Below are 18,536 nucleotides of genomic sequence, written 5' to 3'. Positions count from 1 at the left end.
TTGATATTGTTATATATTGAAAAATGGGTAACAAGAATAGTAATTGTCAGCATAAGCAGGGTTTATAGATATTCACCTTCATAGCTGAGCATCAAGAATAGTGAATGGTTATGTTTTGAGCTACTTTTCAATTATCTTCGTCAAACACCGCTATTTATTAACAATTTAACAACAAAAATATGGCGATCAGATAATTTCTCAGCGTAAAGCTGTTTTTTATGAAGATGAAGGCCCATTATCCCTTCTAAATTGCAGGTTAATTATGATGGACATACAATTTTTCTGGTATCCCTAGGAAAATCGCATTTTATCTTGTATTACGTTAATACAGCTGACGCTACCGCCGAAGATGAAGCTCGAACTATCGGTGGTGGCATGCCTACATTCATGTGGGTAGGCAAATGTTTGATTGGTAATGAAAAGTGGGTTGAAGGCGGCAGAGGTAGGTTCGTTTTCGCCCTAGCGGTTTTTCGTATAGCAAAAATTAATCAGCGATAACCTGAATACCAAAAACCCGCCGCGGGAAGCGAGAGGCGTCACTGGCCACAACGTTGTCGCGACCCCAACCTTGGCCATTGCATCACCACCAGATAGTGATTATCCACGGAAGCTGCAATAAGGTAATGCGCTTTAGCCACTGAGCTATTGCCGCATAAAAGAAAGATATTTTTGAAAATTGGGGCGGGAAACAGATGCGTAACTGGCAACCACGTTGTCGCGACCGCAACCTTAGCAATCATTCTGCAATAAGGTATGCGCTTTAGCCACTGAGCTATGCCGGGCAAATCAAAGGTATTTTTGAAAATTGGGCGGGAAACAGATGTGTAACTGGCCACCACGTTGTCGCGACCGCAACCTTGGCAATCTGCAATAAGGTATACGCTTTAGCCACTGAGCTATGCCGGGCAAATCCAATGTATTTTTGAAACCTGGAGCGGGAAACAGATGCGTAACTGGTGACCACGTTGTCGCGACCGCAACCTTGGCAATCACTATCGTGACGAGATAATGTGCTCTACCAACTGAGCTATTCCCGCATAAAAGAAAGGTATTTTTGAAAATTGGGCGGGAAGCGAGAGGCGTCACTGGCCACAACGTTGTCGCGACCCCAACCTTGGCCATTGCATCACCACCAGATAGTGATTATCCACGGAAGCTGCAATAAGGTAATGCGCTTTAGCCACTGAGCTATTGCCGCATAAAAGAAAGATATTTTTGAAAATTGGGGCGGGAAACAGATGCGTAACTGGTGACCACGTTGTCGCGACCGCAACCTTGGCAATCACTATCGTGACGAGATAATGTGCTCTACCAACTAAGCTATTCCCGCATAAAAGAAAGGTATTTTTGAAAATTGGGCGGGAAACAGATGTGTAACTGGCCACCACGTTGTCGCGACCGCAACCTTGGCAATCTGCAATAAGGTATACGCTTTAGCCACTGAGCTATGCCGGGCAAATCCAATGTATTTTTGAAACCTGGAGCGGGAAACAGATGCGTAACTGGTGACCACGTTGTCGCGACCGCAACCTTGGCAATCACTATCGTGACGAGATAATGTGCTCTACCAACTGAGCTATTCCCGCATAAAAGAAAGGTATTTTTGAAAATTGGGCGGGAAACAGATGCGTAACTGGCAACCACGTTGTCGCGACCCAACCTTGGCCATTGCATCACTACCAGATAGTGATTATCAACGGAGGCTGCAATAAGGTAATGCGCTTTAGCCACTGAGCTATGCCGGGCAAATCAAATGTATTTTTGAAACCTGGTGCGGGAAACAGATGCGTAACTGGCAACCACGTTGTCGCGACCGCAACCTTGGCATTGAAAATTTGGAGCGGGAAACGAGATTCGAACTCGCGACCCCAACCTTGGCAAGGTTGTGCTCTACCAACTGAGCTATTCCCGCATAAAAGAAAGGTATTTTTGAAAATTGGAGCGGGAAACGAGATTCGAACTCGCGACCCCAACCTTGGCAAGGTTGTGCTCTACCAACTGAGCTATTCCCGCGTATCAGTATGCTGTTACATCTAAGTAGTAGTATTACCTTTTTTTGTCACCTTGCCAATAACGACAATCATAAGTGACGAGGTAACAAGCTATACCACCTGAGCTTGCTATGCATATTATTTTCAAAAATGCTTTTACAGAATTTGGCTTCCGTAAAAGTGGAGCGCATTTTACAAAAACTGTGGCAATGCGCAACACCTAAATTGAACTTTTTATTAAATTAACGCCTAAATGCCTAAATACTGAACACGTATTGGCGGTAATACTTCATTTCTTCGATAGATTCACGAATATCATCTAACGCCAAATGCACGCCTTTTTTAGTGAACCCCTCTAAAATTTCAGGTTTCCAGCGACGGGCCAATTCCTTGATGGTACTAACATCGATATTGCGATAATGAAAATACGCTTCCAATTCTGGCATGTATTTCACCATAAACCGGCGGTCCTGCCCTATCGTGTTACCGCACAAAGGCGATTTTCCTGCGTCAACATAATCGCTCAAAAAAGCTATCGTCTGCGCTGCCGCCTGGGCTTCGGTAACCGTACTGGCACGGCAACGCGCGGTAAGCCCGCTTTCGCCATGAACCCGGGTACACCACTCATCCATGGTGTCGAGCAGGCTATCTGGCTGATGCACGGCAATAACCGGCCCCTCGGCCAGCACATTTAGTTGCGCGTCAGTTACAATAGTGGCGATTTCAAGCACCTTACAGGTTTCCGGATCAAGGCCGGTCATTTCCATGTCAATCCACACCAGATTCATATCATGTTTGCTCATTTAAGCGGATCCTTCTTGATTGGCATGGCGCACAGGCCACACAAACGTTATTATTGCATCAGTATACGCTAACTTATCATGGAATCGTGGCGAAAAAACCTAAACTGACCCATCGACAAAATCGTCGGGTAGCGGCTAACCGCAAGCGCCGTATAGAAGATACTCAATTACCTGAAACCGAGGGCACTGATTCTGACAACCTTGCTGCCGGTCGTGTGGTCGGCCGTTTTGGTAAACATGCAGATGTCGAGGATAGTGAGGGCGTTATTTCCCGGTGCCATATTCGGCGTACCGTGGGCTCTGTGGTGTGTGGCGACAATGTATTATTTCAGGCCGGCACAGCGGATGAAGGCGTTAGCGGGGTTATTGAAGTTGTTGAAGATCGGCACTCCGTACTGACTCGCCCTGACTTTTATGATGGGGTAAAACCTATCGCCGCGAATATTGACCAAATTATTATCGTCAGTGCAATTTTGCCCAGTTTATCGGTGAATATTATCGACCGATACCTCATTGCTTGTGAAGATATCGGTATCACGCCGGTTATTGTTCTGAATAAAATTGAGCTGTTATCGCCCCAGGAGCGCAGCGATACAGAACAGCAACTGACAACTTACCGTAACCTTGGCTACAAAGTGTTTTACTCAAGTTGTAAGACACAAGAAGGCATAGCTGATATCAAAGCCTTATTAAACGATAAGGTGAGTATCTTTGTAGGGCAATCCGGTGTGGGCAAATCCAGCCTGATCAATCAGATTTTACCCGAAGCGCAAGAAATCGTAGGGGAAGTATCGGATAATTCTGGCCTTGGCCAGCATACGACAACCGCTGCCAAGCTATTGCATTTGCCCGCTGGGGGCGACCTTATCGATTCGCCGGGGGTACGTGAGTTTGGTTTATGGCATTTGCCGGTAGAGCGGGTCACCTGGGGCTTTATTGAATTCAGAGATTTCCTAGGCGGCTGTAAATTCCGCGACTGCAAACACCTTAATGATCCAGGCTGTATTATACGTAAAGCGGTGGACGCCGGTGACATTGACCCGGTGCGCTTTGCCAGCTATCACAAAATTCTGGCCTCTATGCTTGAGAGCCGGCCTAGCCATTCCGGCCCGATGTAAACATCAAAACAGCCAGCCAGCGCTGGCGTTATACCGGTTAGCAAGCTCTCATAACCGTAAATTCCTTTTTAAACACGTAAGATAAGGTACAATTACGCTGTCTTAATAAAGGAGAAACGCTGTGCTGGATTGGTTGAAAGTTAACCTGCAATATCTGTTACCCAAGCATTTGCTATCACGTCTGGTAGGTAAACTTGCCGCGGCCCAGGCGGGTGGCCTTACCACCCTGCTTATTAAACTGTTTATCAAAAAATATAATGTGGATATGAGTGAAGCGCTGTATCCAGACCCTGGTCATTATAAAAGTTTTAATGAATTCTTCACCCGGCCATTAAAAGATGATGCCCGTCCTATAGTGGGCGACGAGCATACCTTGGTACATGCGGTAGACGGCGCGGTCAGCCAATTTGGCGCTATTCACGACGATAGCGTTTTTCAGGCCAAAGGGCATGACTACAGTCTTACTACCCTGCTAGGTGGCAATCCGGCAATGGCCAAGCCTTTTAAAAACGGCCAGTTTGCCACTGTATATCTGGCGCCGCGCGACTATCATCGAATCCATATGCCAATTGACGGTACCCTTACCGACATGGTGTATGTTCCTGGTGATTTATTTTCCGTTAACCCGTTGACGGCTGAGAACATACCGGGATTGTTTGCCCGTAATGAACGTGTGGTGGCGTTTTTTGATACGCCGGTGGGCAAAATGGCCATGGTACTGGTAGGCGCAACCATTGTTGCCAGTATCGAAACTATCTGGGCGGGCACTGTGACTCCTCCAGCCGGTCGTAATGTGCAGCACTGGAGTTACGAAAAAGATGCCGAATCCAGCGTAAAAATTGGCCGGGGCGAGGAAATGGGCCGCTTTAAACTGGGGTCTACCATTGTGATGTGTTTTGAGCCCGATGCCGTCAACTTTACTGACATGGCGCCGCTTCAGGTGACTCGCTTGGGACAGCCATTCGCAGCAGCGAACCGGACCGCAGCGCCGGTTTGATGGACCCGGTTAAACGAAGCCTCGCCACCCTGCACATTACCGTTATTTTGCTGGGTGGGACGGCGCTGTTTTCGCAAATTATTTCTTTGTCGGCGCAGGATATTACCCTGGGCCGATCGCTATTTGCCTGCGCCGCGCTATTCATTTTCTTAAAGCTGACGAAGACCTCTTTTACCCTGCACAATAAAAAAGACTATATCGTCGCTATTGGGCTGGGCGCTATAATGGCCTTACACTGGATAACGTATTTTGCAGCTATGCAATACGCCAGCGTGTCGGTGGGAATGATAGCTTTATTTACCTTTCCCGTTATCACCGTCCTTATCGAGCCCTTATTTGAACGCTCTGCGTTACAATGGCAGGATATCTTTAGTGCCCTCGTGGTCTTTGCAGGTATTGCGCTGATTGTGCCAGAAGGCTCGCTGGAAAATGATGTGACGCTGGGGGTTATAATAGGCGTAGGTTCGGCTATTTTGTATGCCGTCAGAAACCTTGCCCATCGTCATTACTTTTCACAGTATTCCGGGGCCAAAGCCATGGCATGGCAAATTCTGGTGGTGTGTCTGTGCTTACTGCCTATGACCAGCAGCACGCTGCTAAATGCCAGTAGCCAGAACTGGTTGTTATTATTGGCGTTAGGCACTGTATTCACCGCCCTGCCACATGCCCTTATTGCGGCCTCTCTGGCTCATTTAAAAGCGAAAACCTTTGCCCTTATTGCCTGTATGCAACCCTTTTACGGGGTGTTGTTGGCGATATTTTTGCTGGGCGAAAACCCTACCTGGCAAACCTTTGTAGGGGGCCTTTTGGTAACCTCGGCCTCTGTTTATGAAACCATTAAAACGCACAAACAGCAAAAGGCAACCAACTAATGTGGATTTTGGGGCACCGCGGTGCCAGTCGCGATGCACCCGAAAATACGCTTAGCGCCTTTAAGTTGGCGTTTGCTCAGGGTGCGGATGGCATAGAATTCGATACCTACGAACTAGCCGAAGATATTATTGTTTTTCACGATAAAACCCTCACCCGCACCACAAATGGCCAGGGGGAAGTACTGGATCATAGCCTGGCCCAGCTACGGCAGTTGGATGCCGGGGAGCGCCAGCAAATTCCTTTGCTAAATGAAGTGCTAGGCTGTTGTGATAATACCGCGCTGTGTAATATCGAAATTAAGCAGTTAGCCAGTGTAGACAGTTGGCTTTGCAAACTTGATCGCGCATTACAGCTTAGCCAGATGAACCCTGCCCGCTTACTTATATCGTCGTTTACCCATGGCTGGTTACAGCAAATAGCACAACGGCGGCCAGACTTATGCTTAGGCGCATTGACGGCTACCTCGGCTGAAACAGGGCTAAAGTCAGCAATGGCTATGAATGCCTATTCGGTCCATTTTGCGCTGGATGTAGTTGACGAGCGCTACGTTAAACATGCCCATCAGGCAGGCCTTAAAGTATTGGTGTACACCGTGGATTTGCCGGCTGATATGCAGCGCCTGGCGGCTATGGGGGTGGATGGAATATTCACTAACGTACCCGCCATAGCCCGGCAAACACTAACGGATGCGGGGTACCTTTCATAACCCCAACGCGTGTCAGGCTTAATGCATGAGGCAAGGTAGCTGCGAACGTATTGACTAATCTAGTGGCTATTAACGGTGCTAAAAACAAATGCACCAAAACCAGAGCGCTAAATTTCACCTCATAAAGCGCCCCTATAAACCACACAATACCTTGAAAGCTTGTGCTAAATCTATCCCCGTGGTCGGTTAATATCCACCCGGCCCGTTCACGCGAGGGCATACCCGGTGACGGTAAATAACGGCCTTTACAGCATGCGTTATTCATCCCACTGAATAATGCTATTCCGGTAGGCCACCGTGCCGGCTTATAACATTGCCGAGGCTCGCTTCGCTACCCGGTGCACGAAGCGTGGTATGCCCATTTCCATCATGCGCAAATTTAACCGTCCGCTTCGTTGTGTAACACCCGCTTATTTCATCTGCAGACTTCAACGGTTGTGTCATTTTGCCTCGATTAATCCAACTGGAAAGCGCTTTTCATTTAAGCTATTGCGCTGAAATTAAGCGGGCGGTCTGATAACGGGCTGTGAATTGAAGTATGGCAATAGATACATCAGGGGTAAATGGCGTCTATACATTATATGAGCGTGGCAGTCCCTTTGACTGCTTGTGGGCTTATAAGGCATAGGCCGAGAGCGGAGCTGTTACCAAGCGGATAGTAAGATGGTCGTGGGGCACGGGGGCAAATAATGTATTAACGCTGCATTAGTATCTCAGGCGGAGCCAGGATTAGCCGATACCCCTCGCTGCATTGCTAGCCAACGACTTTGTTAGTTACGGTTTATTATGGGGGCAATACAGGGTGCTATCGCAGGAGTATGGCAAAATATAATCCGTTAAAGCGGGGCTTAGTGGTTCATCCGCCCTGCTTTAACGTATTAGTCCAGCGTTAAAATTAGCTGCTACCCGTCTCGACAGGTTTACCGATAGGCTGGCGCGAGACGGCACGCTTAAAACGACGACACAAACGCATATTGATATAGTGGGCTGCCACAATCAACAAAGCACCAGTAGCAATGGTAAAAGGCTCGTACTGCTCACCAAGAATATTTTTGTGCCAGTAGATAACCCCGCCAATAGCCAGCATAGCGATTGGGTAATACCGATTATGATAACGCAAGGCACCGCTAAGCAACGCCACAGCACCTATCAGCATAGAAATAGTCAAAATCATTCGCTCAAACCACAACTGAGCAAAGAATGTGCTGGAGATAAGCGGCAACAATGGGATAGCAACAGGCAGCGCCAGACAATGAAAAGCACAAAGACTGGAAATCCAGATGCCTATTTTGTCTAGTTTGGTTGGATTGTCTGCCGGTAGTGACATAAATTTTCGGACACCCTTGTTAAGCCAATGACGTTATAATATAACATTAAGGGCCTTTTGCAAAATACCAAGTATAAAATTTAATGTTGTTAAGGTAGGGCTGCTGTCACATTACTGGCAATTTGCTCTACCGGCGGCGAATTCTGTGGTGCCGCCATGAGTTCGCTTACCGGAACGAGTTTTACCTGTGAGCCAGCCAGGGTGGGAATTATTTTTTGTAAAAATGCTAATGTCTGTGGATGAGGGTGAGCAATACCAATGGCCGAGCCCTGTTGCCGGGCCAGCTTAATCAGCCGGGCAAACTGCGCCTGCATAAAGGCGGGTGAATGCTGATGGTCAATAAACACCTGCCGCCGGTCGGTAGGCACGCCCATATTGCGGGCCACGGTTTCAGCCACCGTACTGGCAGTGGTGCGGCTATCGATAAAAAACAAACCACGGTCTTTGATAGCTTGCATTAATGCCTGCATGGGTAAAGACTGCTCTGTTAAACGACTGCCCATATGGTTATTCACGCCAATGGCCATGGGTAAGCTATCCAACGCAGCTAAGGTGGTACGCGAGATCACCTCAGGATACATACTGCTGGTCAGAGCTACTGGACCCAGCTGCTTATCGGCCTGCGACTCCATGGGCATATGCACCATGATATCGCGACCCTGCTGTTGCGCCTTGTGAGCAAGTTCCTGTGCCAACGGGGCGCCGGGTAATACGGAAAACGTGACCTGAGAAGGCAATGCCAGTGCCTGACGATCAGTATATCGATATCCAATATCATCCAGAATAAGTACCACTTTAGCTACCGGCTGGCGGGTATAAGAAGGTTCCGCCTGATTTGCGGCTACCCCGCTGGTACTGAGCAAAAGCAAGCACCACAGGCCATAGTGTCGAAAAGCTGAAAAAGCAGTTATTGTTGGTAAGCGCACGTCTTTATTATTCTTTTATTATAAGCTAATTATTTACTCATCTTAGCGAGTGTTCGCTCCAGCGCCATACTGGCCTAGTCTGGCTAGGCTAGCGTGGTGGCAGCTTAACAGCGTTTGCCGATTTATTATATGGCATTTCCCTGGCTTATAGCTTCAGCCAGGCTGTCGGGTTCAACGCTTTACCTTTGTGTCTTATCTCAAAATACAAATTGGGATTGCTTTGCCCCCCGCTTTGCCCCACCAATGCAATGGTATCGCCGCTGGCGACTTTGTCGCCCGCCTGTTTTAACAACGCTTGATTATGGCCATACACACTCATAAACCCCTGGCCATGATCCACTATCGCGACCAGGCCAAACCCTTTGAGCCAGTCGGCATACAACACCCGGCCATGAGATATAGCGCTAACCGCGCTGCCTTCAGAAGCTTCGATAACAATACCTTTCCAGCGCACCTGCCCTTGGCGGCGGGTACCAAATAAGCGCCGCACCGTGCCGGCCGCTGGCGCTCCCAGCTTCCCTTTTAGCGGAGCCAGGCCAGCCAGCTTCGTATTGGCGCGCTCGGCGGCCCGGCGCGCCTCTTCTATGGCAGCGATCAATGCTTGCTCGTTGGCTGCCAGCTCTTTTACCTTCGCCGCATCGCTGGCTATTTTTTGGTTGAGCTTGGCTAATGTTTGTTTACGGTCCTGCTGACGCGTTAGCAATTCTGCGCGCTGATCTTCTTGTTGGCTGGCCAGTTGGATTAGTTCGCTGGCTTTATCTTCGAGCGCTGCGTTAACGGTTTTCAGCCGTGCCACATTACGCTTGAATTTGACAATTTCGCGCTGGCGAGCCTGGCTGACATATTTGTAATAAGTCAGCACCCGCTCAAACGATTTTGCTTCTTGTTGATAAAAAATCATTTTGGCGTAATCGTAATGACCCGCCATAAATGCGCTACGTAACTGACTTGCCAGCATTGACTGCTGAGCCAATATTGCCTGTTGTAAGGTTTGTTGCTCAGCTTGCAGCTTTTGCTGCTCATCCCGATTAGCGTCTAAAGCTTGTTGGGTTTGATTGAGCGCGGTGGCTACGCGGCCTATTTCTACCTCTGACTCCGCCAGGAACGCTTGTAAATCTTCAGCGTCAGCCTGGTTGGCTTGCAAAGTCTGTTGTCGAGATTTAAGTTGCTCGCGTAATGCTTCAAGTTTTGCTTGTTGATCGTCTTGCGCCTGCACAGGTCCCCCAATACAGGTCACTAAACTAAAAAACAGCAAGCATAGGCACCAACGCGTTGGCCTGAGGGTCATGAATCTACGTTAATCAGGGGATTATCCTGACATTTCATCAGGTTTTGGCCGACCCAGCAAGTACCTGCTGATAATCAGTACAGATAGGCCCACCGTGCGCAGGCCTGTTGTCTACCTGATAGCCGCGATGGCTTAGTGCATAATGAATGCCAGCGAACCACCCCTGAGGCGTCGGTCTGACTAACAAAGTAAAATGTATAGTCAAACGCCACCAATCGGGGGGCGGTGCTGGTTTCTTAGCAGATTTTCTATATACTTTGCTCTCTTTTTTTGTGATCTGTAAGGTTAGAAGTAATGGATCAGCTGATCGAATTTGCAAGTAATAACATTATTTTGGCCGGCATTTGGGTAGCCCTGGTGGCGCTGCTGGTATATAGCTTTGTCAGTGGGCTGACATCGTCTGTTAAAGAAGTGAATACTCACGAGCTCACGTTGCTAATGAACAAGCAAGATGCGGTTGTATTGGATGCCCGTACCCCCAAAGAGTTTAAAGCTGGACATATTCTGGGGGCTCGCCAGATCAAGCCTGAAGAACTGAAGAGCCGTGATTTCAAAAAACTTGAAAATCAAAAGGACAAACCCATTATCGTAGTATGCGCAATGGGAACTAGCGCTCGTTCGGTTGCATCGGCTATGGCCAAAGCTGGCTTTAGTGATGTGAAAATGTTGAAAGGCGGAATGAATGCCTGGCAAAGCGCCAATCTGCCCGTCGCGAAATAAGGTTGACTATGAGCAAGGTAGAAGTATACAGCAAAGGCTATTGCCCATTTTGCCATCGTGCAAAAGCGTTGTTAGCTGAAAAAGGCGTAGATTTTATTGAATATGGTATTGATGTACGCCCTGAGTTACGTGATGAAATGATTTCCCGCGCAAATGGTGGGTATACGGTTCCTCAAATTTTCATTAATGACCAGCATATTGGTGGCTGTGATGATATGTTTGCATTGGATGCCCAGAATAAACTTGATCCCATGCTGGCCGGATAACCGCGGCTAGTATTAATAACGAGAACTAGGAAGTAGCATGGCTGAAGAAAATCAGGCGAATGGCGCCGCCCCTGAACAACAGGGCGCACAATTTAATATCCAACGTATTTACACTAAGGATATTTCTTTTGAATCCCCTAACGCGCCAGCAATTTTTACGAAAGACTGGAAACCGGAAATCAAGCTGGATCTTGACACTAAGACAGCGCAAATTGATGAAAATGTCTTCGAAGTAGTGCTGTCAGTGACGGTAACGGCTACTATGGGTGAAGAAACGGCCTTTTTGTGTGAAGTTCAGCAAGCGGGAATTTTTGCCCTGGGTGAAATGCCGGACCAAAACAAAGCGCATATGTTAGGTTCTTTTTGCCCCAATGTGTTGTTTCCTTATGCTCGCGAGACTATTTCAAACTTGGTTAACCGTGGTACGTTCCCACCGCTGAATCTGGCGCCGGTTAATTTTGATGCTATCTTCGCTGCTTATATGCAACGTCGCGCGCAACAAGAACAGGATGGACAGCCGCAAAACCTGGACGCTTAATTTAATATTATGCAAACCACGGATTCTATTACCGTATTAGGGGCGGGGTCGTACGGCACCGCCCTTGCTTTTTGTCTGGCCCGAAACGGTCACCCCACCCTGTTGTGGGGCCGCGACAAAGCCCATATGGCAGAACTTGATGAGCAACGGGAAAACGCGCGCTACTTACCCGGCGCCACCTTTCCCGAAGCATTAATCATCCAACCCGATTTAGCCAACGCTATCGCCGCCAGTAACGATATTTTGGTGGTGGTGCCCAGCCATGCCTTTAAAGCCATGCTGGAAGCCCTCAAACCCTTGCTCACGCCTGCCCATCGAATTATCTGGGCCACGAAAGGGTTAGAACCAGGTACGGGCCGCTTATTACGCGAAGTAGCGCTGGATGTATTGGGTGACCGCTATCCATTAGCAGTGCTGTCGGGGCCTACTTTCGCCCGGGAGATGGTTGCCGGTTTGCCTACCGCTATTTCTCTCTCGTCGGAAGACGAAGCGCTTATTGACGAGTTTGCGGCCAAGTTACACTGCAGTAAAACATTTCGGGTATATAAAAATCCGGACTTTATTGGAGTGCAATTAGGCGGTGCGGTTAAAAACGTCATCGCTATTGGCGCAGGGCTGGCAGATGGCCTTGGGTTCGGCGCAAATGCGCGTACCGCACTTATTACCCGAGGTTTGGCAGAACTCACCCGACTTGGGGTAAAGCTTGGCGCGCAGCCGGAAACCTTTATGGGTATGGCTGGGCTGGGCGATTTAGTGCTCACCTGTACTGATAACCAGTCGCGAAACCGCCGCTTTGGGTTGGCTTTGGGTGAAGGTAAAGATGTTAAACGCGCTATGGATGATATCGGCCAGGTGGTAGAAGGTTACCGCAATACCGAAGAAGTTCACACGCTGGCTGCCCGGGTCGGGGTGGAAATGCCTATTTGTGAGCAAATTTATGCTGTGCTTTATCAGGATAAGCCACCGCGCGAAGCAGCAATGGCTTTATTAGGCCGCACCCTTAAAAGCGAAACCTGAAGCAAACACTTTAGTGTATAGCCTGGCGTGGTAAAGCAGATAAAAAGCCGTGTTTTAATGCACGGCTTTTTTGCATCTATAGGGATATGCCTTTAATTGTTTACCCGGCTTGGTTTGTTATTACCTAAAGCTTATCAGTTGGCTGCTCCCAATTCAGGTCAGCATACGGTCTGGTTTATATAAACCCTGCCATTGGTATGCTTACCGATAATCAAAATAACCGGATTTTCTCGTTATTCAGGGTGGGCTTTGCTATTTACGCCGCTTCTATTAATAGGCGAAGAATCAACTATATTGCAGCTGTAACCATTAGTTTTCCCCTATATTCTTGTTTATGGGGGGATTAGGCAAACGCATTTATTATCTTTTTCGCGTCTGGCCATTGCTGAAAAGCCCGTGCTGGCGCGGGCTTGGTCGGTTATTCTGGTATTCGGTGTCATACTTTTAAACAATGCGAATTTGCGAGTTACAAGAGCCCGGGGGATATTGCAATTAACCCTTTAAAACCAATACCTTAGTAAACAAGAGACAGCCACGCCAATAAGCATATTCATCCTAAAGTTGTATTTATTTTGGTACTTTTCCATTAAATGTAGTCAGGAATTTTTACAGTGATGCTAAATTAGTAGTACATAATTATCCTTTTTCCTTGTTATTCAGTAACTTGCCAACTTGGCACCATAGCTGCAATAGTCTTAGCGTGGCTGATGTGGGCCAACTTAATTTGGAATATGGAAGACTTATGAAAATCAAAACTTTAGTAAAATCTTTAGCTCTGACTGCTGGTATCGCAGCGTCTTTTTCTAGCTATGCTGACTTTGTAGAATTCACTGTAGATGAAAGCAGTGTAGCTGCTGGTGGCGCGTCTATCGATGCGAACAAAATCAACGGTGGTTATGTTGAGAATCTGACTTTTGACGGCGCTGGCAACTTTGAAGCTGACGCATTCGCAACTTTCGGTTTGTTCTATAACAACGGCCGTGTAGTTAAAGGTTCTGGCCTTAACTCTTTCTATACTCTTTATGCAACGTTTTCTGCTGAAGGTTCTGTAACGCCAAATGCGAATGGCTTTACTTTTGAAGGTACCGAAGGTGGTTTCCAGTTCTTCATGGACCCTTCTAACGATACAGCCGTATCTGATTTTGCTGACCTGTCTTTGTCTAACACTGGTGATGACTACCTATTAGGTAGCTCAAGCTCACTGGGTGCAAACCTGGGTTCTTCAGTAACTGCGAATGGCGTAACGACTACTTCATTCAACTTTGACTTCTTCAACTTTGAACTGACTGCTGAAGGTGACCAGTATTTCGTATCTCCACAGCCTTTCTCAATGAAAGTTAACGTAAATGGTGACTTTGATTCGTTCAACCCAGCTGGTAGCCAGTCTATCACTGGTGACGTAAGCGCCCAGTTCTACGAAGTACCAGAGCCATCTACTCTGGCGGTATTGGCGCTTGGCCTGCTTGGCCTTGGTGCTAGCAGCCGTCGTAAAGCGTAAGTCACGCTTTAACCTAAAGCTGGCCCAGTGTCAGCTTTAGCATAGCTAAAACGCCAGTCAGCTTCTGACTGGCGTTTTTGTTTGTGCCTCGATGCTCTCGTGCAAATTGTTATTTTTCGTAAATAGTCGCCATAAGCCGCACTAACCATTCTGGGTCTGATTTGTTATCCCCTCTTACGCTACTTTGTTGTGTATTGCGCAGCGCAGAGCCTTTCACTACCTGAATGGTACGCGTTTACGCGACGCTACCTGCTATAGCCTTGCTTACGCTTTTTTCCCAGAAACAAACGGCGCTGGGGCCAACGAAATATTGCGATATTGAGAAAGCAACAGATACCATTGGGTTGCCCCGCGGGGCGAGTACCCTACTGTTCATACGCCCGGGACAAAGCCGTCTTAGGGTATGGTTATGCCGCGATGTCGCGAGCTCGGTGTCGGCCTGTTATTTATCAAGTAATATTATAGACACCCTCGATAAATAAACATATTTGATAACGGGAATGTACCTCCGTCTGCCTGTACTTTACCCGTTTAGCCCTTTCCTCGCTCAGCCGATAGCTATATAAGTTATATTTTAAGCCAAAAAAAAACCGGACAGTATAGACGCTGCCCGGCCAAGATGAGTCTTTTCATTTTTTGCTGTTACGCCCCACCCCGGACGAGTGCGGCGCAAAGCCGTAGCGGGTAAGTAGGTGACATAAGTTCTAAATAGACAGGTTGGACCTTATCTACCGGCCCATCCCACTACGAGGCGCAACCGTTGCCGCGCACCCCATTGCTGCAATGTTTAATCCTGCGCTTGAGAAGCGTTCTGGCTCACTACCGCGTCACAGTGGCGAGGTGCGGCCGGAGAACCAGCACGCGCCGCGGCGGGGGCCGCGAATTCAGGCACTTTTTGATGCTGATAAAAGCGCCAGAACGTCCACAGTGCATAGGCTACGAGTAACATATTGATCGCCAGTGCAGCACCGTTTAACGCACTACCTGTAAAAGCCATAAGGTGTGCGACGACCAATAGCAAACTGCTAAAGCCACTGATAAGCTGCCAGCGGGCGGGTTGCAGATAGGGCGTTACAATACTGGCCGCGACCTCTGCCACCATTAACCACCAGAAGCTATAATACATAGATACATCGGACCACAAAGAAGCTAAGGCGCTTAGTGCAATAGCACTTATGCTACCCCATACCACCGCAGCCCAACAGCGACGAAGCCGGGGTGGGTTAGCCTGTTTTGCCAGCCAAATATCGACACCCGTTACACATAGCGCCGTGAGCATAATACCCAATACAAAATACAGAATTTTTACTGGTAAGCCGGCAAAGTCGCCAAAATGTAAACGATACATGGAATAAATTAGTTGTTTACCCCAGTAACCATCGGCATACCCAGCGGTGGCTAAAAAAGCCCCGCTACTGTCAAAACGATAATTTTCAGAATACGCCATTTTACCCGGCATTTGCCCGTATAACTCGATAAACTGAGCGGGCGTGCCCACATCGTGAACCGTAATAAATAATGGTACATGACCAGTATTCATTTGCTCAAAGTTGGCCAGCGCCGTACCAATTTGGGGCGTGCTGACGGTTTGCTCTAGTTGGGGTTCTGGGGTGAAGACTTTATCCATTACCGCCTGCCGGTCACCGTTATAGTCTATTTGCGCGACAAGGGTAAGAATAACGCCTGCGATACCGAAATAGGTTCCGGTAATCCCAATAATTAAATGAAAAGGTGCCGCCCATATGCCAAAGCGGTTGTGTAAATCAATACGGCCGGGCTGTACGGTGCCGCCACGTCGAAGTTTAAATGCATCTTTCACCAGGCGCTTATGCGCAAATATGCCACTTACCACCAATGCACATATCACCGCCCCCATCGCACTGACAAAAATCAGCCCCCACGTCATCGGCAAATGCAGATAATAATGCAATTTCACTAACATTTTGGACCAGGGAAAACGCTCTTGTTCAAGCAGGTTACCCTGAGCGTCAGCAAACCAGGCATTGTGGTCATTTTCTACCACCAGTCGCGGAATGCCTGACCCCGGGAGCACGACGTGGTAATGCTCGGTTTCTTCGGGATGCTTAGCCAAAAAGCGAGCCATTGCAGTGTCTATCGCCTCGGGCGAAACACGCTCAAACTCTTCTATATTTGGCTGTTCCCAGCGTTCAAATTCCTGATTGAACACAACCAGGGTGCCCGATAAACAGAGCAAATACAGGAAAACACCAAGAAATACACCAAGCCAGCTATGGGCATTAAGTGCGGGTTGTCGGGTGAATAGCTTCATAACATTATAATACCAAAGTAATCCCAAACAGCGCCGCCGCGACGCTGTGATACATTACCGCCTTGCGTTTGGCGGGGCTGCCTAAATAGTGATAAGCCAGCATAGCCCAAAGTAACGGCTGAATAATTATACACACTGCCAATTGGCCAGTTTGCTCAATCGGTAAAAAACGGCTTAGGGCTACACTTATCACAGTGCTGAGCAACAACTGCCCTACCAACACCACCAGCGCATGGGCCAGATGACCAGCCATTTTATAACCCGAGGTACTGATGGTACGCACCGGAGCCTGGGTCAATTTTAAAGGCCGTATAGTTTGTTCCCGGGCTATCGCTACCCACACCAAAACGCCTGGTAATAGCAACCCGTAGACCACGCCGTATTCCCAGCCTGCTGCTATGCTAAAGCTGATCACACTGGTAATAAATACCGCCAACGCGGCCCAACCCAGTGAGGGGGTACTACGCTGCCAGCTATAATAGGTAACGGCTATAGCCAGCATGCCCAGTATAAAACTCAGTGTATAAGCCACGAACAGTGTCTCCGGTTAAAACTGATAGGTTAGTGACGCATTAATATTTCGTCTGACACCCGGAAAACAATCGCCTCGGGTTAAACAGGAAGTCAGGTATTCCTTATCCGTCAGATTGCGTACATTCAGCCGAGCAATAAGATTATCTGACAGCGGCTTTTCAAGCATCAGATCGGCCAGGGTGTAATCCGGGGTGGCATAACGTACCGCCGTATTTTCCGCTACGCTTTGCCCGACATACCGCAGACCAGCACCCATCCGTAAGCCATCGCCAAACGAGGGCTCCCAGGTTAACCACAATGAGGCATTACTATCAGGCTGGCCGGGTAATTCAAAGCCATTTGGATCCTGGGCGTCCATCACCGAGGCATTAAGCTCTGCGGTAAACTCTCCTAGCACGATACGGCTTTCCAACTCGACCCCATTAATGGTGGCAATACCTTGCTGCTGAGACGCGGTGACAGGCAACGCATTCGGATTCGGCAAATTGGCTATTTCAATGTCATACCAAGCCAGTGTGACAAAGCCTGGAATAGCGTTAAAGGCATACTTAATGCCGGCTTCATACTGGCGTCCGGTTTCCGGTTCTAATTGGTTCCCCAGCATATCAAGGCCAACGACAGTTTCAAACGACTCAGCATAACTGACGTAAGGCGATAAACCATTGGCAAACTTGTATAGCACGCCGGCTGAATAAGAGGTTTGGGAATCATCCTGGCTAACACTGCCATTATCATTGTCGACACTGTCTTGGCGCACACCCAGGGTTATCCGCCAGTTGTCATAGGCAATCTGATCAGACAGATATAAGCCAACGTCCTTCACTGTTTGCAAGGGGCCATCGGTGTAAAGTGCATCAAATACCGCTTGGTCCGGTGCGCCGGTGTAAACCGGGTTAGCTAAATCCAGTACATAACGAAAGTCACCGGCACTTACACCCCCATCGGTGTAATACGAGAAATTATTGTCTGTTTCCACATCCTGATACTGTACCCCCGCCAAAATCACATGCTCAAACGCACCCGTATCAAAGGTTTTACTCAAACGAATATCCACCGCCTGCTGTTTAAAGGTATTGTCTGCGGTATAAAAGGTACGGGCTACAGTAGTCTCAGTGCCCACCACGGGGGCGCCCAAAAACGCGTTAATATAACGTGTTGTGCCGGTAAACAAAGGCCAGGCTTGGTGATAATCGGCTTCCCCATCACGCCACAAGGCGGTGAAAGTAAGCTCAGTGGTATCATTAAAGGCATGCTCACCGAGCACCGTCAGTTGGCTGGATTTTGTATCGTATTTATTGAAGCCTGGTTCGCCAGCATATACATCTTGATCGGGCAAATAGCTGCCATCTGCCAGTGGCTCAAGAGTACCCTCAATCGGCACAAACTGGGCGGCAGTATCACTGTTAGTATCTTGAAATAAGCCGATAACCGTCAAGCGGGTGGCATCGCTGGGAGAGTAACTGACTGATGGCATCAGTAACCGGGTATCATCATTAACGTAGTCTACCTGCGTGTCGGCATCCCGATAGATACCGACCACCCGACCCAGCCATTTTTCATCTTCGGTCAGGCGGCTGCCTACATCCACATTTACTTGTTTCTTATTAAAGCTGCCATATTCCAATACCAGCTCATTGACATTAT

The 18,536-nt window shown here is 48.2% G+C and carries 16 protein-coding genes and 5 tRNA genes; 9 read left to right on the top strand and 12 right to left on the bottom strand.

The window, feature by feature from the left end:
• Positions 1-930: 930 nt before the first annotated feature.
• From D0Y50_RS19455 to orn, 6 genes are all read right to left on the bottom strand, one after another.
• A tRNA-OTHER gene (locus D0Y50_RS19455) sits at positions 931-1,037 on the bottom strand.
• A gap of 186 nt (positions 1,038-1,223) precedes the next feature.
• Positions 1,224-1,330 (bottom strand) — tRNA-OTHER (locus D0Y50_RS19450).
• Between the two features lie 149 nt (positions 1,331-1,479).
• Positions 1,480-1,586, bottom strand: a tRNA-OTHER gene (locus D0Y50_RS19445).
• Positions 1,587-1,836: 250 nt separating this feature from the next.
• Positions 1,837-1,912: transfer RNA gene (locus D0Y50_RS01915), tRNA-Gly, on the bottom strand.
• Between the two features lie 25 nt (positions 1,913-1,937).
• Positions 1,938-2,013: transfer RNA gene (locus tag D0Y50_RS01910), tRNA-Gly, on the bottom strand.
• A gap of 235 nt (positions 2,014-2,248) precedes the next feature.
• Positions 2,249-2,794: an oligoribonuclease gene (gene orn / locus D0Y50_RS01905; protein ID WP_117315228.1), complete on the bottom strand. Its 546-nt coding sequence runs from the start codon at positions 2,792-2,794 to the stop codon at positions 2,249-2,251.
• Positions 2,795-2,880: 86 nt separating this feature from the next.
• On the opposite strand from orn, the gene rsgA reads away from it, so the two are divergent.
• The 4 genes from rsgA (at position 2,881) to D0Y50_RS01885 (ending at position 6,488) form a co-directional block, all read left to right on the top strand.
• Complete coding sequence (rsgA, locus tag D0Y50_RS01900; RefSeq protein WP_108565651.1) at positions 2,881-3,912, top strand: small ribosomal subunit biogenesis GTPase RsgA; 1,032 nt, start codon at positions 2,881-2,883, stop codon at positions 3,910-3,912.
• 121 nt (positions 3,913-4,033) lie between these two features.
• Positions 4,034-4,909, top strand: a complete 876-nt coding sequence (asd, locus tag D0Y50_RS01895; protein WP_108565652.1) for an archaetidylserine decarboxylase — start codon at positions 4,034-4,036, stop codon at positions 4,907-4,909.
• Positions 4,909-5,781: a DMT family transporter gene (locus D0Y50_RS01890; protein WP_117315226.1), complete on the top strand. Its 873-nt coding sequence runs from the start codon at positions 4,909-4,911 to the stop codon at positions 5,779-5,781. Before asd ends, D0Y50_RS01890 begins: the two co-directional genes overlap by 1 nt.
• Complete coding sequence (locus D0Y50_RS01885; protein WP_117315224.1) at positions 5,781-6,488, top strand: glycerophosphodiester phosphodiesterase; 708 nt, start codon at positions 5,781-5,783, stop codon at positions 6,486-6,488. Before D0Y50_RS01890 ends, D0Y50_RS01885 begins: the two co-directional genes overlap by 1 nt.
• An 895-nt stretch (positions 6,489-7,383) precedes the next feature.
• On the opposite strand, the gene D0Y50_RS01880 is transcribed toward D0Y50_RS01885, so the two are convergent.
• The 3 genes from D0Y50_RS01880 to D0Y50_RS01870 all read right to left on the bottom strand — a co-directional run bounded on the left by D0Y50_RS01880 (position 7,384) and on the right by D0Y50_RS01870 (position 10,029).
• Positions 7,384-7,815, bottom strand: a complete 432-nt coding sequence (locus D0Y50_RS01880; protein ID WP_108565655.1) for a MerC domain-containing protein — start codon at positions 7,813-7,815, stop codon at positions 7,384-7,386.
• 89 nt (positions 7,816-7,904) lie between these two features.
• The gene (locus tag D0Y50_RS01875; RefSeq protein WP_170145436.1) at positions 7,905-8,678 is read right to left on the bottom strand and encodes a divergent polysaccharide deacetylase family protein; all 774 of its coding nucleotides are present in this window, start codon (positions 8,676-8,678) and stop codon (positions 7,905-7,907) included.
• Between the two features lie 208 nt (positions 8,679-8,886).
• Positions 8,887-10,029 (bottom strand): murein hydrolase activator EnvC family protein, encoded by a 1,143-nt coding sequence (locus D0Y50_RS01870; RefSeq protein ID WP_117315218.1) that lies wholly within the window; start codon positions 10,027-10,029, stop codon positions 8,887-8,889.
• A gap of 294 nt (positions 10,030-10,323) precedes the next feature.
• Between D0Y50_RS01870 and D0Y50_RS01865 the strand changes: the two genes are divergently transcribed.
• From D0Y50_RS01865 to pepA, 5 genes are all read left to right on the top strand, one after another.
• Positions 10,324-10,749 carry a rhodanese-like domain-containing protein gene (locus D0Y50_RS01865; RefSeq protein WP_108565658.1) on the top strand — a complete coding sequence of 142 codons (426 nt, stop codon included), beginning with the start codon at positions 10,324-10,326 and terminating at the stop codon, positions 10,747-10,749.
• An 8-nt stretch (positions 10,750-10,757) separates the two neighbouring features.
• Positions 10,758-11,015, top strand: coding sequence for a glutaredoxin 3 (gene grxC / locus D0Y50_RS01860; RefSeq protein WP_108565659.1), 258 nt, complete (start codon positions 10,758-10,760; stop codon positions 11,013-11,015).
• Positions 11,016-11,052: 37 nt separating this feature from the next.
• Positions 11,053-11,553: a protein-export chaperone SecB gene (gene secB / locus D0Y50_RS01855; RefSeq protein WP_108565660.1), complete on the top strand. Its 501-nt coding sequence runs from the start codon at positions 11,053-11,055 to the stop codon at positions 11,551-11,553.
• Positions 11,554-11,562: 9 nt separating this feature from the next.
• A complete protein-coding gene (gpsA, locus tag D0Y50_RS01850; RefSeq protein WP_108565661.1) occupies positions 11,563-12,570 on the top strand; it encodes an NAD(P)H-dependent glycerol-3-phosphate dehydrogenase in 1,008 nt (335 codons plus the stop codon).
• A gap of 742 nt (positions 12,571-13,312) precedes the next feature.
• A complete protein-coding gene (gene pepA / locus D0Y50_RS01845; protein WP_108565662.1) occupies positions 13,313-14,068 on the top strand; it encodes a flocculation-associated PEP-CTERM protein PepA in 756 nt (251 codons plus the stop codon).
• Between the two features lie 787 nt (positions 14,069-14,855).
• On the opposite strand, the gene D0Y50_RS01840 is transcribed toward pepA, so the two are convergent.
• Genes D0Y50_RS01840 through D0Y50_RS01830 form a run of 3 tightly spaced genes read right to left on the bottom strand, consistent with a single transcriptional unit; the run spans position 14,856 to position 18,522 of the window.
• Positions 14,856-16,358, bottom strand: coding sequence for a PepSY-associated TM helix domain-containing protein (locus tag D0Y50_RS01840; RefSeq protein WP_117315216.1), 1,503 nt, complete (start codon positions 16,356-16,358; stop codon positions 14,856-14,858).
• A 4-nt stretch (positions 16,359-16,362) separates the two neighbouring features.
• Complete coding sequence (locus D0Y50_RS01835) at positions 16,363-16,890, bottom strand: hypothetical protein (protein ID WP_108565664.1); 528 nt, start codon at positions 16,888-16,890, stop codon at positions 16,363-16,365.
• A 15-nt stretch (positions 16,891-16,905) separates the two neighbouring features.
• Complete coding sequence (locus D0Y50_RS01830; RefSeq protein ID WP_232366540.1) at positions 16,906-18,522, bottom strand: TonB-dependent siderophore receptor; 1,617 nt, start codon at positions 18,520-18,522, stop codon at positions 16,906-16,908.
• Positions 18,523-18,536 lie beyond the last annotated feature (14 nt).

The organism is Salinimonas sediminis (assembly GCF_003429285.1).
GTDB lineage: Bacteria > Pseudomonadota > Gammaproteobacteria > Enterobacterales > Alteromonadaceae > Alteromonas > Alteromonas indica.
Note: the sequence above shows the minus strand (reverse complement) of the source record. Positions and strands in the feature narration are given on the sequence as shown.